This is a genomic window from Nocardia albiluteola (assembly GCF_018860155.1).
Lineage (GTDB): Bacteria > Actinomycetota > Actinomycetes > Mycobacteriales > Mycobacteriaceae > Nocardia > Nocardia albiluteola.
Genome location: NZ_JAHKNI010000007.1, coordinates 333,978 through 348,187, shown reverse-complemented (window position 1 = coordinate 348,187; position 14,210 = coordinate 333,978). Strand labels below are relative to the sequence as shown.

The window sequence follows — 14,210 nt, the reverse complement described above, 5'->3', positions numbered from 1 at the left end:
AAGGCTCAGCATGCCAACCACTTTGATCACCGGCGGCACGGTCGTCTCCTCGACCGGCCGCACGAGCGCGGACATCCTCATCGACGGCGAGCGGATCGTCGCCCTGCTCGAGCCGGGCAGCACCGTACTGGGCGCGAACCTGGCCGAGACCGCCGACACCGTCATCGACGCCACCGGAAAGTATGTCGTCCCCGGCGGCATCGACGCGCACACCCACATGTCGATGCCCTTCGGCGGCACCACCGCCTCCGACGATTTCGAGACCGGCACCCGCGCGGCGGCCTGGGGCGGCACCACCACGATCATCGACTTCGCGGTGCAGAAATTCGGGGAGCGGCTGCAGGACAGCCTGGCGACCTGGCACAAGATGGCCGAGGGCCAGTGCGCGATCGACTACTCGTTCCATCAGATCGTGGGCGATGTGAACAATGCCTCGCTGCAGGCGCTTCGCGAACTGCCGAACGAGGGCATCACCAGCTACAAGCTGTTCATGGCCTATCCGGGGGTGTTCTACAGCGACGACGCGCAGATCCTGCGCGCGATGCAGACCGGCGCGGAGACCGGCCTGATGACGATGATGCACGCCGAGAACGGCCCCGCCATCGACGTGCTGGTGAGCCAGCTGCTCGAGCAGGGCAAGACCGACCCGTATTACCACGGCATCGCGCGGGCCTGGCAACTCGAGGAGGAGGCCACCCACCGCGCCATCATGCTGGCCGACCTGACCGGCGCCCCACTGTATGTCGTGCACGTCTCGGCGAAACAGGCCGTGGCGCAGCTGGCCGCGGCGCGCGATCGGGGCCGCAACGTGTTCGGCGAGACCTGCCCGCAGTATCTGTACCTGTCCCTGGAGGATCAGCTGGGCGCGCCGGGTTTCGAGGGCGCCAAGTGGGTGTGCTCGACGCCGCTGCGCGCGAAGGAGGACCACCACCAGGACCATATGTGGCAGGCGTTGCGCACCAACGATATTCAGATGGTCGCCACCGATCACTGCCCCTTCTGCATGAAGGGGCAGAAGGACATGGGAATCGGCGACTTCTCCAAGATCCCCAACGGGATCGGCTCGGTCGAGCACCGGATGGACCTGATGTATCAGGGCGTCGCCGACGGCAAGATCACCCTGGAGCGCTGGGTCGAGATCACCTCCACCACACCGGCACGCATGTTCGGGCTGTACGGCCGCAAGGGCGTGCTCGCCCCGGGCGCGGACGCCGACGTGGTGATCTACGACCCGAGCGGCCACACCTCCATCGGCCTGAACAAGACCCACCACATGAACATGGATCACTCCGCCTGGGAGGGCTACGAGATCGACGGGCACGTCGACACGGTGATCTCGCGCGGCAAGGTCGTCATCGACGACGGGAAGTACCTGGGCCGCAAGGGCGATGGGCGTTTCGTGCGCCGCGACCCCTGTCAGTATCTGATCTAGAGTAGGAGCGGGCCATGCAATTCGGCGCTGTACTGCAGTGTGATGCGCCCTCGGCGCGCACGGTGCACCTTGCGAAACTGGCCGAGGCATACGGCTTCAGCCATGTGTGGACCTTCGATTCACACATCCTGTGGCAGGAGCCGTACGTGCTCTACAGCCGAATCCTCAACGAGACCAAGCGGATCACCGTCGGCCCCATGGTCACCAATCCCGCGACGCGGGACTGGGCGGTGACCGCCTCCACCTACGCCACCCTCAACGAGGCGTACGGCAACCGGACGATCTGCGGTATCGGCCGCGGCGATTCGGCGGTACGGGTGGGCGGCGGCAAGCCCACGACCTTGCAGACCCTGCGCGATTCGATCCACGTGATCCGGGAGCTGGCCAACTCCCGGCCCGTCGAATGCGACGGGCGCACACTGCAATTCCCGTGGAGCACCGGTTCCGAGCTCGACGTGTGGGTCGCGGCCTACGGCCCGAAGGCCCTGGCGCTGACCGGCGAGGTGGCCGACGGATTCATCCTGCAACTCGCCGACCTCGACATCGCCGAGTGGATGATCGGCACCGTCAAGCAGGCCGCCGCACGGGCCGGCCGCGATCCGGACGCGGTGAAGATCTGCGTGGCCGCGCCGATGTACATCGGCACCGACCGCCAGCACATGCGTGATCAGTGCCGATGGTTCGGCGGCATGGTCGGCAATCACGTCGCCGATATCGTCGCCCGCTACGGCGCGGACGGCAGCGTCCCGCAGGCCCTGACCGACTACATCGCCGGGCGGCACGGCTACGACTACAACGAACACGGCCGCGCCGGAAACACCCACGCGGACTTCGTCACCGACGAGATCGTCGAGCGGTTCTGCATTCTCGGAACCCCCGCCGAGCACCTGGCCAAACTGCAACGCCTGGCCGAACTCGGCGTCGATCAGTTCGCCGGATATCTGCAGCACGACAACAAGGAGGAGACCATGCGCGTGTACGGGGATGTCCTCATCCCACAGCTGACGCCGGCGATCACGGCTGTGCAGGTACCGCAATGACCACGACACAGACCGACCTGGACGCCTACACCTACGACCTGGACCGCGCCCACGTCTTCCATTCCTGGTCGGCGCAGGCCACACTGCACCCGCTGGTGATCGCGGGCGGCCGGGGAACCACGGTCTGGGACCATGCGGGCAAGGAATACCTGGATTTCGCCAGCCAGATGGTGAATGTCAATATCGGGCACCAGCATCCGGCCGTGATCGAGGCGATCACCGCGCAGGCCGCGCGCCTGGCCACCATCGGTCCCCCGCAGGCCAATCTCGCCCGCGGCGAGGCCGCCCAGCGGATCACCGCCCTCGCGCCCGACGGATTCAACAAGGTGTTCTTCACCAACGGCGGCGCCGACGCCAACGAGAACGCCATCCGCATGGCGCGCCTGCACACCGGCCGGGACAAGGTGCTCTCGACCTATCGCTCCTACCACGGCAATACCGGCGCCGCGGTGGTCGCGACCGGCGACTGGCGGCGCATGCCCAACGAATACGCCCGCGGCCATGTCCATTTCTTCGGGCCCTACCTGTATCGCAGTGAGTTCTGGGCGGATTCGCCCGAACAGGAATCCGAACGCGCGCTGCGCCACCTCGAGCGGGTGGTGCAATCCGAAGGGCCGCAGACGATCGCGGCAATCCTGCTGGAGAGCGTGCCCGGCACCGCGGGCATCCTGGTGCCGCCGCCCGGCTATCTGGCCGGCGTCCGCGAGATCGCCGACCGCTACGGCATCCTGCTGATCTTCGACGAGGTGATGTGCGGATTCGGCCGCACCGGACGCTGGTTCGCGTTCGACGGCCACGGCGGGAAGCCGGACCTGATCACCTTCGCGAAGGGCGTCAACTCCGGCTACGTGCCCGTCGGCGGCGTCATCGTCTCCGATACGGTGGCGCACACCTTCGACGATCGGGTATTCCCGGGTGGGCTCACCTACAGCGGGCATCCGCTGGCCTGCGCCTCGATCGTGGGCGCGCTGGATGCGATGGCGTCCGAGGGCATCGTCGAGCACGCCGCGCAGATCGGCCGCGAGGCGATCGGCCCTGCCCTTGCCGAACTGGCACAGGACATTCCGCTCGTCGGCGAGGTGCGCGGCGAGGGCGTGTTCTGGGCGATCGAACTGGTCTCCGACCGGGCCGAGCGCACCCCCGTGTCCGCGGACACCATGGCGCGCATCAAATCCGGGCTTGCCGAACGCGGCGTGCTGGTGTTCGGGGCCGACAACAGAATTCACGTGGTACCGCCGTGCGTGGTCACCGCCGACGAGGTGAAGACCGCGGCGGCCGCGATCCGCGAGGTGCTCGCCGCAGCTCAGGAAGGCTAGTACTCACCCACCCCGCCGGCTCCGCAAGCTCCGCCGGCTCACCATCCCCGAAGGAGATGACTGTGACAAATATCCTCGACCACTGGGTGGACGGCAAGCCGTGGCCCGGCGAATCCGACCGCGTCGCACCGGTTTTCGACCCGGCCCTCGGCACCACGCAGCGCGAGGTGCGCATGGCCACGACCGCGGACGTGGGCGCGGCCGTCGCCTCGGCGGCGGCGGCGCTGCCCACCTGGCGCGACAGCTCGATCGCCACCCGCAGCCGATTCCTGCTCACCTACCGCGAAATGCTCAACGCCCGCAAGGACGAACTGGCGCAGATCCTCACCGCCGAGCACGGCAAGGTACTCAGCGACGCCGCCGGGGAGATCGCCCGCGGCCTCGAGGTCGTCGAATTCGCCCTGTCCATGCCGCATCTGACCAAGGGCGAGTTCAGCCAGAACGCCTCAACGGGCGTGGATGTGTACTCGGTGCGCGAGCCCGTCGGCGTCGTCGGCCTCATCACCCCGTTCAACTTCCCCGCCATGGTGCCGCTCTGGTTCTTCCCGATCGCGATCGCCGCGGGAAATACCGTGGTGCTCAAGCCGAGTGAGAAGGATCCCTCGGCCTCGAACTGGCTCGCGGAGCTCGCCACCGAGGCCGGGTTGCCGCCCGGGGTATTGAATGTCGTGCACGGCGACAAGGAGGCCGTGGACGCGCTGCTGACCCATCCGGACGTCGCGGCGATCTCCTTCGTCGGCTCCACCCCCATCGCGCGCTACGTCTATCAGACCGCCTCCGCGCACGACAAGCGCGTGCAGGCCCTGGGCGGGGCCAAGAACCACATGCTGGTGCTGCCGGACGCCGATCTGGATCTGGCCGCCGACGCCGCCATCAACGCCGGATTCGGTTCCGCCGGCGAGCGATGCATGGCCGTGAGCGTGGTGCTGGCCGTCGACTCGATCGCCGACGAACTGGTCGAAAAGATCGCCGAGCGGATGGGCGGGCTGCGCACCGGCGACGGCCGCCGCGGCTGCGATATGGGCCCGCTGATCACCCGGGCGCACCGCGACACCGTCGCCGGATATCTCGACATCGCCGCCCGCGACGGCGCCGATATCGTCGTGGACGGCCGCAAGGGCGAATTCGACGGCGCGGCAGAGGGTTTCTGGCTCGGCCCCACGCTCATCGACAACGTGCCGACCGGCTCGGATGTCTACCGCGACGAGATCTTCGGCCCGGTGCTGTCGGTCGTGCGCGTGGACGGCTTCGAGGCCGGCGTCGAGTTGATCAATGCGTCACCCTACGGCAACGGGGTTGCCATATTCACCAACGACGGTGGTGCGGCACGGCGGTTCCAGCGCCAGGTGACCGTCGGGATGATCGGAGTCAATGTGCCTATTCCCGTCCCGGTGGCGTATCACAGTTTCGGCGGCTGGAAGGCGTCGATATTCGGTGACGCCAAGGCATACGGACCCTCCGGGTTCGCCTTCTTCACCCGTGAGAAGGCGGTCACCTCGCGCTGGCTCGATCCGAGCCACGGCGGCATCAATCTCGGGTTCCCGCAGAACAATTAGCCCTCCCGGGAAGAGTTAGGAAAGAAGATGAGAGACACACAGGTTCGGGAGCCCGAGGGCACACCGGAACGTTCGGCGCTGGTCAATCCGGACCTGACGCCCACCACGAGTGAGAATGCGGTGTGGCGCACCTGGGACCTGTTTTGTCTCTGGATGACCTCGGCGCACAGCATCGGCAGCTACGGCTTCGCGGTCGGCATGCTGGCGCTCGGGCTGACCGGCTGGCAGACCATGCTGGCGCTGTTCGTCGGCGTGCTGATGCTCTGGGGCGGCAGCAATCTGATCGGCGTGGCCGGGCAGCGGGTCGGGGTGCCGTTCCCGGTGTTCGCCCGCGGCGCGTTCGGGATATTCGGCGCGAATATCCCGGCGCTACTGCGGGCGCTGGTGGCGGTGTTCTGGTACGGCATCCAGACGTATCTGGCCTCCACCGCGCTGATCGTGCTGCTGCTGCGCGTGGCGCCCGGTCTGAAATCGCTGACCGTGCACAGCTTCATCGGGCTGTCCATGCTGGGCTGGATGTCGTTCCTGGTGCTGTGGGCGGTGCAACTGCTGATCATCAGCTACGGCATGAATGTCGTGCGCAAGGCCTCGGATTTCGCGGGGCCGGTGGTGTGGATCGGCATGCTGGCCCTCGCGATCTGGATTTTCGCGAAGGCGGGCTGGAGCATCGATTTCGGCGCACGATCGGGCGCGCCGCTCTCGGGCGGCAAGACCGTGGCCGCCTTCGTCGGGGTGGCATTCCTGATGGTGGCGTTCATGGCCGGGCCGCTGGTGAACTACGCCGATTTCGCGCGCTTCTCGCCCAGCAAGAAGGCCATCGTGCGCGGTAATGCCTGGGGTATTCCGGTCAACGAGACCGCGTTCGTGGTGATTTCGATCATCATCTCGCTGGCCACCCTGAAGGTGTACGGCAAGGTGCTCTCGGATCCGGTGGAATTGGTTGCCCACATCCACGACAACACGATCGTGATCATCGCCGCGGCCGTGTTCGCGATCGCGACCGTCGGCATCAATGTGGTGCTGAACTTCGTCTCCCCGTCCTACGACATCTCCAATACCGCACCGAAATACATCTCGTTCCGCACCGGCGGCGTCATCACCGCCGTGCTGTCGATCCTGGTGCTGCCCTGGAAGCTGTGGGAGAACCAGAATTTCATCGTCTACTTCCTGGGCGGGGTCGGGGCACTGATGGGCCCGGTGTTCGGCATCCTGATCGTCGACTACTACCTGCTGCGCCGCCAGCGCACCGTCGTCGCCGATCTGTATTCCGAGGCGCCGCAGGGCCTTTACCACTACACCCGCGGCTTCAACCCGCGCGCGCTGATCGCCCTGGTGATCGCGGGGGTGGCCGGGGTGCTGGTGGCGCTGGTGCCGCATTCGCAGTACGTGACCGCGCTGTCGTGGCCGGTCGGCGCGCTGCTCGGCGGCGGACTGATGTATGTACTCAGCGCCGGGAGGCGTCCCGCGGCGGAGTGAGCCCGCTGCGCCGGCCGGTCTCGCGATCGGCCGGCGCAGCATCAACCCCCGATGCCCGTCGCACCCGGACCCACCGAAAACTCGCCTCCCGAGCCGCGCGAAAACCCTGTGCAACGACGCGCCACACTGCTACCGTCTAACTAGAATCAATTTCAGTTTTTCGAAGGCGGATGGCATGACCTCGATGGTGAGCACCGATGCCCGATCCACGCCCGAGCGGCATACGCTGCCGCCCTCGATGATCGAGCGGGTCTCGTTGATCATGGATTGCTTCGATCGCCCGCACACCCGGCGGGCCCTCGAGCAGATCGCGCAGCAGACCGGCCTGCCCCGGTCCACCGCCTACCGGATCCTCGAACAACTGGTCCGGCTGCGCTGGCTGCGGCGCACGGCGAGCGGCTATCGGCTCGGGGAACGCGCCCTGTGCCTGGGCGGCCGCGAGACCGGGCACGACGCGTTGCGCGCCGCCGCGGCGCCGGTCCTGTTCGACCTGGCGCTGCGCACCGAGCTCGTCGTGCACCTGGCCGTCCTCGACGGCCCCGAGGTGTACTACCTGGACAAGGTGGGCGGTCGCGCGGCGGCCGACATACCGTCGCGGGTCGGCGGACGCGCCCCGGCCTCGTGTACCGCGCTCGGCAAGGCGATGCTGGCATGGCTGCCCCCGGAGCAGATCGATACCGAATACTCGCCCCGCCTGGTGCGCCGCACCCCGCGCAGCATCGGCGAGGGCGGGGTGCTGCACCAGCAGCTGGGCCGGATCCGGCGCGCCGGCGGGGTGGCCTACGAGCGCGGCGAATGCGTGCCGGGAATCGGCTGTGCCGCGGCCGCGGTGCGCGGGCCCGACGGTCCGATCGGCGCGATCTCGCTGGTGGGCGCGTCCGATGCCGCGCTGGAAAGGGTGGCGCCGCAACTGATTCAGGCGGTACGCACGGTCTCCGGTGAAATGCACGGCTACCTGCGCACGATCGTCCCCGGCGCGCACGTGGGGCAGGCCTTCGCATCCTGACCGTGATCGGCAATCCGGCACGTGGGCTCTATTCTGGGTGTTCCGTTTGTCCGTTGTCGTCTCCACTGCTCTTCAGGAAGGTACGAATATGGCGCGAATCGCCGAGGTGCGTTCACCCGCCGCGCCCGTATCCGAACGGCAGATGGTGCGGCGCGAGCGGATCCTGGACGCGGCCGCCGAGCTCGGGTCCGCCGCGGACTACGACCGGGTCCAGATGGTCGACGTCGCCAAGGCGGCGGGGGTGGCAATCGGCACGCTGTATCGCTACTTCCCGTCCAAGACGCACCTGTTCGCGGCCCTGTTCGATGCGAAGATAGGCCGGTTCCTGGATGCGCGGTGGGCCACCGGCGGCCCGGATCCGATCGCCGAGCTCGGCGAGAATCTGGTGGCGCTGAACCGCGAGCTGCTGCGCACGCCGCGCCTGTGCGGCGCGATGCTGCAGGCCGCCGCCGGAACCTACATGACGGGCCCCACCGAGGACGGCCTGATGTCGCAAACCGTACTGCCCCAGGCGATTCTGCGCACCCTCACCGAGCTGGCGCCCGACCGCGCGAACATGGACGTGATCCGCTTGCTCGTCTACAGCTGGTGGGGCGTGCTGGTATCGGCGTTGGGGCACAAGACCTCTCCGCGCCGCGCGGAGGACGACGTGCGCCTGGCAACGCGACTACTCCTGGCCGACTACGCCCGCTGAGCCGGTCGCGCTGAGGCCTGGACCGCCGGGTCGGACCGTCGGGTGAGACCGAAACGTTCGGCGAATTGCGACATCTGGTCGAGCTGCTCCTCGGGCGCGCCGCCGCCGAAATCGACGACGAGACGGTCGACCCCGTGGTCCGCGAGTTCCCGGACCCGGTCGGCGGACATGTCGGCCGATCCCCGCCTGGTGTACTCGAGTGCCTCCGGGTCGCGTCCCGCGTCGACCGCGGCCCGGCGGGCGAGCGCGAACTGCCGGTCGCGCTCGTCCTCGGTGAGCATGCCGCCGGGGAAGAAGCCGTCGCCGCGGCGTCCCGCGCGCCGGGCCGCGGCCGGGCTCGAGCCGCCGACATGGATCGGAAGCTCGCTCACGCCATGGGGTTTCGGGTAGCTGCAGATGTTGTCGAGGGCGAAGAACTCGCCGTCGTAGCTGACACCGTCCGCCCCGCCGGACCACAGCAGGCGCAGCACATCGATGGCCTCGTCGGCACGCCTGCCGCGACTGCGGAAGTCCACCCCCATGGCGTCGGCCTCCCCCGGCAGCGTGCCGATACCGACGGTGAGCAACCGCAGACGCCCCCGCGACAGCACATCGATGGTCGCCAAGCGCTTGGCCAGCACCACCGGATGCCGGTACGGCAGCAGGAGCACACCCGTGCCGAGCAGTATCCGATGTGTCTGCCCGGCAACGAAACTCAGGCAATCGAGCGGATCGAAATACGGCAGCGTCGAGGGCAGCTCGCCCGCCCCGAACCGCGCGCCGGGATACAGCGCGATGTGATCGGTGACGTACAACCCCTCGAACCCACACCGCTCGGCATGCTGTGCGTAGGTGACGAGCCGATCGGGATCGCTGCCGTTGAACGCCGTGTAGTAGCTGGTTGCAAACCGCATACCGAAACTCCTGGGGTCGGTGCCGCCCGGCGGTGACCGAACGACGATGCCGCCGAACGCTAAACCCTGCCGCGAGCGTCAAGGCAAGACCGCGGTCGATCTCCGTGCCATGCCGCCCAGAAGACCTGACCGCCTGAGGCATGTGCGACATACCCTTTCAGCCTTTGCCGCTGCCGCTGCTGGAGCCGGTGGCCAGCTTCGGCACCCGCAGCACGGAGTCGGGCACGCCGGCGCCGTCGGTTCCTTCGCCGTTCTTGGCGTAGGGGCTCGTGCCCGGCGGGGCGGCCAGGGTCTGGAGGTAGTTCCACGCGCCCCAGGCCGCCGCGCCGCCGCCCGCCAGAATCGTGCCGGCCAGCCCGCCGGCCCCGGCGAACACGCCGATGATCGGCAGACCGGTGAGCAGGCAGCCCACGGTGAGGATCGCGCACATGGCGAGCGCGACGACCGCGCCGAGGACCGCGCCCGCCACCGCGCCGGCCAGCGGGCCCAGCGCCGAGGCCAGACCCAGCTGGGCGAGACTGTCATTGGCGGCGCGCTGATTCTCGAGCGGCGAGGCCACCGGCTGGGCCACGGTCCGCGCGCTGCTCGAGTCGGCGGCCAGTCGCAGGGTTCGGCCGTCGTGCGAAATCGACTGGCGGACATCGTATTCGCGGTCGGCCAGGCGAATCGACAGCGGCAGCTGCCCGACGGTCCGGCCGAGCTCGTCGACCACGAGGATGGAGTGCCCGTCCGGGGCGGCGGTGAAGTGCCCGGCGCCCAATGATGTTGTCACCCAGCCGTTGTCGACGACGGTCCGGAAATTCACGCCGGCCCCGGGGGCCGGAGCCGGATCGGCCTGCGCGGTGCCCTGGGCTGCGGCCGTCGATAACGCGGCGGCCGTGGCCAGGACGGCGGCACGAGTACGCACCCTCATCGCTTCGCTCCGTTCGGCTGAGGTTGCGGCTGCCGATTCTGTGGCAGGCCGGGCAGCTGATCGGCGTACTTGCTGTGCCCGGGCGGTGCGGTCATGGTCGTGTAGTAATTCCACAGGCCCGCAATCAATCCGGGGGCGCCGCCGAGTGCGAGCCCGGCCAGCCCGCCGACCCCGCCCAGCAGGGTCACGATCGGCACCACGGCGAGCACGCAGCCGATGGTCAGCACCAGGCACGAGGCGCCCGACACAACCAGACCGGCGCCGATGCCGACGACCGCGCCGATAACGGTGCCGATCAGCGAGCCCGCGGACAGGCCGAAGCTGACGGAGTTGATCAGGTCGTTCATAGCCAGCTGGTTCTCCAGCGGGGACGCGATCGGCGTCGCCACCCGGTGGCCCGCGAGCAGTCGCGGAGTCATGCGCAGGGTCTTGCCGTCGGGCGAGATCTGGGCGTCGATCGGATATTCCGCGTTGTCCAGGACGAAAGACAAAGGCACGGTGTCCTTTACCGCGCCCTGCGGGTCTCGCAGCTCGATGGAGCGGTTGCCGAGGGTGAAGGCCCCGGTCCGGATGGTCGCGAGCACGGCGCCATCGACCACGTGCGCCCGGTATCCGGCGGCGACGGCCGCCGCGACGGTGTCGGGCACGACGGTCGCTTGGCTGGGAAGTGGGGCTGCTGAACTCGGGACGGCGACGGTGTTCGCGGCGGTGGCCACCGCGACCCCGGCGGCGAGCATCACGGCGCAGGTACCTTTGCGAATTCTCATGGGATTTCCTAAATAATTCGAGACACTCGCCCGGGTCGATGAATGAGGGTTGCCGAATCCGGGCGGCATCGATAAGGCCGCTGTAGCTTCCAGCGGCCGCGCGCGCTAGTGAACGACACTAGTTCACAGAAGGTTCTCATGGAGGGCTTTCGAGTCATTCAGGAAAATAAATTCAGCGCCCCGAACAGCTGCCGTCCGGAAACAAAAAATGGCCGTGGCCTGCACATACGCAGGCCACGGCCAGACAAAATCCCCCGACGCCTTACAGCGACGGTAATGCTCCCGAATTATGATCCGAGAATTTCGGCGAGCGGCAGTATCAGAGCATGGCGAGCTCTTTCGCCAGTGCCTGCAGACCCGCTACCGACACAATTCCGGCGGCCACGGACGCGAAATCGTAGAGCGCGAGCGGCCCGAGCATTTGCAGGAATTCCGAATCCACGATCGCGGGCACATGCCGGCGCAGCGCCTCGAGGGCCGCGGGATCGGCGATCAGGGTGTGTAGCGGCGATTCGAGCGACAAACGTCCCTGCGGGAATTCGTCCCGGCCCGGAAGCGGTTCCGCCGCGATCAACGCCTGCTCGCGTTGCGCCCGCACCAGCAGATGCTCGGCCCCGACCGGTCCTTCGACGGGCAGTCCGAGTCGCTCGAACTGGCTCGGCGGCGCATCGTTCGCGCGCATCAGCTCGACCATCAAATCGGCCATGCGGGACTCTATTTCGTCATCGACGAACGGTTCGAGCTGGCCGGGATCAGCGAGCAGGTCGAACAGCAAGGTGCCGTGCATGAACGGGTTGATCAGCGATCGGCCCGATATGCGCAGCGGCCGAACGCCTTTGGTGAATTCGAATGGATCGGTCAGCTCCATCCCGTGCAGTTCCTGGGGCGTGAAACGGCCGCGCATGTGGGTCGGCATCAGCGTGTGCTCGAGCAGCGGCTCGTTGGCCGCCGTGGCGCAGGCGCGCATGTATACATAGCGGCCGTCGGTGACATTGACGTGGCCGCCGAACATTCCGAACAGTCCAGCCGTGCGGGCACCGCTGTCCGCCGCGATCGGCAGCGGCGCGCCCTGCACGTCGGCGGGAATCCCCACGCCGAAGTAGTCGAGCAACGTGGGCGCCAGATCGATGGTCTGCACCAGCGACCCGCGCCGCTCCCCCGCGACCCCGGCGCGCGGATCCCATGCGAACAGCGGCAGGTGAACCAGCTCGTTGTACCAGGGCTGCACGGCTTTTCCCCACCAGCCGCGCTCGCCGAGCAGGAATCCGTGATCGGTGTTGACGATCAGCATGGTGTCGTCCCACAGGTTGAGCTCGTCCATCATGTCCAGCACCCGCCCCAGCGAGTGGTCGCACATGGACAGCAGCGCCGCGTACTCGAGGCGGGCGTGCTCGACCTGGTCCGCGGTCTCGGTGACCCGCTTGTAGTCGGGCCAGTCGAAGTGCGGGCCGTCATAGTCGTGCGGGTAGAGATCCTTGTAGTTCTTGTGGCTGAAGAACGGCTCGTGCGGATCGAAGGTCTCGATCTGTACGAACCAGCGATCCGACGCCGCATTCGTACGAATGAATTCCAGGCCCGCGTCGAAGGTCAGCGTCTGCGAGTGCTCCGCCTCGGTCGGCATGTGCTGCCGGTTCACCCAGTCCTGGGTGTATTGCGGCGTGCGCATCCGCTTGAGGTCGTCGGCGGGCATCTCCGGCGGCGCGATCTGTCCCTTCCAGGGATCGGCCTCCTGCCCGCGGAAGAACTCCCAGGTGGTGTACCGGCCGTGATAGGTCGCGCCGCCGTCCTCCCAGTAGTGCGGGTGGTCGCTGGCCAGGTGGGTGTGAATTCCGTGCTGCTTCAGCAGCTCCGGCATGGAGTCGTCGAACGGCTCGAGCGGGCCCCAGCTGCGGTGCAGGAAGTTGTATCGGCCGGTGTGGATTTCGCGCCGGGCGGGCATGCACGGCATCGATCCGGCGTAGGCGTTGTCGAAGGTGACGGTGCGCTCGGCGAGCCGGGCGAAGTTGGGCGCGTGTGTCCAGTCGCATCCGTACGGCGGCAGCATGCGCCGGTTCAGGCTGTCGAACATCACCATGATGGCCTTCACAGGCAGTCTCCTGGTCTCGTGGTGTCGGAACTCCGGTGCACGGTTGCCGTGCCGGAATGATGTGTGGTGTTTATGCGGCGCAACGGAATCCGGTGTGCCCCGCGGCACTGTCCGGACTGTTGGCCGAGCGGGCCGCGACCCGGTAACGGAAGCAATAGGATTCGTGACACATGTGCGAGCCGCCGCGAATCACCTTGTCGCGGCCCGCGACCGGGCCGGTGGGGTCGATCGAGTCCGGCCGGTGTTCGGGCGAGAACCAGTCCGCACACCACTCCCAGACGTTGCCGCACATGTTGTACAGCCCGAACCCGTTGGGCTCGAACGCATCCACCGGGGCGGTGCCGCGGAACCCGTCGGCGGCGGTGTTCTTGCTGGGGAAGCTGCCGCGCCAGATGTTGCAGCGGTATTCGCCGCCGGGATCCAGTTCGTCTCCCCACGGATAGCGCGCGCCCGCGAGCCCACCGCGGGCGGCGTACTCCCATTCCGCCTCGGTCGGCAGGCGCTTGCCCGCCCACCGGGCGTAGGCGTCCGCGTCGTTCCACGACACGTGCACGACGGGGTGGTTGCCGCGGCCGGCCAGGTCGCTGTCGGGCCCCTCGGGCCGGTCCCACCGCGCGCCGCTCACCCCGCACCACCACGGGGTGCGCTCGGGGCGCGGGGACTCCCGCCGCAGGACCGCGGGCAGGAAGCCCGCGAAGACGTACGACCATCCGAAGCGCTCGGCCTCGGTGCGATAGTCGGTGGCGTCGACGAAGCGGGCGAACTGGTCATTGGTCACCACGGCGGCGTCGATCAGGAACGGGGACAGGCGCACCTGGCGCACCGGCCCCTCACCGTCTCCCGGATAGCCGATCGGATCCGCGGTACCCATGGCGAACTCGCCGCCGGGCAGCGCGACCATGCCCGCGGTGTCCGGGCGACCCGGGTCGCCACCACGGCTCGGGCACGGCATCGAGGGGGCTGCCGCCGCGCCGCCACGGGCGGGGGGACAACAGCTTGGCCGCTCGGCAGCATGGTCGGTCGGGTGCATC

At 68.1% G+C, this 14,210-nt stretch carries 12 protein-coding genes; 7 read left to right on the top strand and 5 right to left on the bottom strand.

All coding sequences use genetic code 11. From position 1 onward, the window contains the following. Positions 1–10 precede the first annotated feature (10 nt). The 7 genes from hydA to KO481_RS22500 all read left to right on the top strand — a co-directional run bounded on the left by hydA (position 11) and on the right by KO481_RS22500 (position 8,520). Positions 11–1,432, top strand: coding sequence for a dihydropyrimidinase (gene hydA / locus KO481_RS22530; protein ID WP_215919392.1), 1,422 nt, complete (start codon positions 11–13; stop codon positions 1,430–1,432). Positions 1,433–1,446: 14 nt separating this feature from the next. After that, positions 1,447–2,472: a TIGR03842 family LLM class F420-dependent oxidoreductase gene (locus tag KO481_RS22525; RefSeq protein ID WP_215919391.1), complete on the top strand. Its 1,026-nt coding sequence runs from the start codon at positions 1,447–1,449 to the stop codon at positions 2,470–2,472. Next, positions 2,469–3,788 (top strand): aspartate aminotransferase family protein, encoded by a 1,320-nt coding sequence (locus KO481_RS22520; protein ID WP_215919390.1) that lies wholly within the window; start codon positions 2,469–2,471, stop codon positions 3,786–3,788. The genes KO481_RS22525 and KO481_RS22520 overlap by 4 nt, the downstream gene beginning before the upstream one ends. Positions 3,789–3,844: 56 nt before the next feature. Beyond that, on the top strand, positions 3,845–5,344 hold the full coding sequence (locus tag KO481_RS22515; protein ID WP_215919388.1) for a CoA-acylating methylmalonate-semialdehyde dehydrogenase: 1,500 nt from the start codon (positions 3,845–3,847) through the stop codon (positions 5,342–5,344). Between the two features lie 27 nt (positions 5,345–5,371). Further along, the gene (locus KO481_RS22510) at positions 5,372–6,820 is read left to right on the top strand and encodes an NCS1 family nucleobase:cation symporter-1 (RefSeq protein ID WP_215919386.1); all 1,449 of its coding nucleotides are present in this window, start codon (positions 5,372–5,374) and stop codon (positions 6,818–6,820) included. Positions 6,821–6,995: 175 nt separating this feature from the next. After that, the gene (locus KO481_RS22505) at positions 6,996–7,826 is read left to right on the top strand and encodes an IclR family transcriptional regulator (RefSeq protein WP_215919384.1); all 831 of its coding nucleotides are present in this window, start codon (positions 6,996–6,998) and stop codon (positions 7,824–7,826) included. An 88-nt stretch (positions 7,827–7,914) separates the two neighbouring features. Next, a complete protein-coding gene (locus KO481_RS22500) occupies positions 7,915–8,520 on the top strand; it encodes a TetR/AcrR family transcriptional regulator (protein WP_215919382.1) in 606 nt (201 codons plus the stop codon). Here the strand turns inward: KO481_RS22500 and KO481_RS22495 are convergent. The 5 genes from KO481_RS22495 to KO481_RS22475 form a co-directional block, all read right to left on the bottom strand. After that, positions 8,508–9,413, bottom strand: a complete 906-nt coding sequence (locus KO481_RS22495; protein ID WP_215919380.1) for a TIGR03619 family F420-dependent LLM class oxidoreductase — start codon at positions 9,411–9,413, stop codon at positions 8,508–8,510. The genes KO481_RS22500 and KO481_RS22495 overlap by 13 nt on opposite strands. 157 nt (positions 9,414–9,570) lie before the next feature. Continuing rightward, on the bottom strand, positions 9,571–10,326 hold the full coding sequence (locus KO481_RS22490) for a DUF8020 domain-containing protein (protein WP_215919378.1): 756 nt from the start codon (positions 10,324–10,326) through the stop codon (positions 9,571–9,573). After that, positions 10,323–11,093 (bottom strand): DUF8020 domain-containing protein, encoded by a 771-nt coding sequence (locus tag KO481_RS22485; RefSeq protein WP_215919376.1) that lies wholly within the window; start codon positions 11,091–11,093, stop codon positions 10,323–10,325. Before KO481_RS22485 ends, KO481_RS22490 begins: the two co-directional genes overlap by 4 nt. Before the next feature lie 319 nt (positions 11,094–11,412). After that, entirely contained in the window at positions 11,413–13,179 is a 1,767-nt protein-coding gene (locus KO481_RS22480) for a sulfatase (protein ID WP_215919374.1), read from the bottom strand. A 70-nt stretch (positions 13,180–13,249) separates the two neighbouring features. After that, complete coding sequence (locus tag KO481_RS22475) at positions 13,250–14,209, bottom strand: formylglycine-generating enzyme family protein (RefSeq protein WP_443677999.1); 960 nt, start codon at positions 14,207–14,209, stop codon at positions 13,250–13,252. Position 14,210 lies beyond the last annotated feature (1 nt).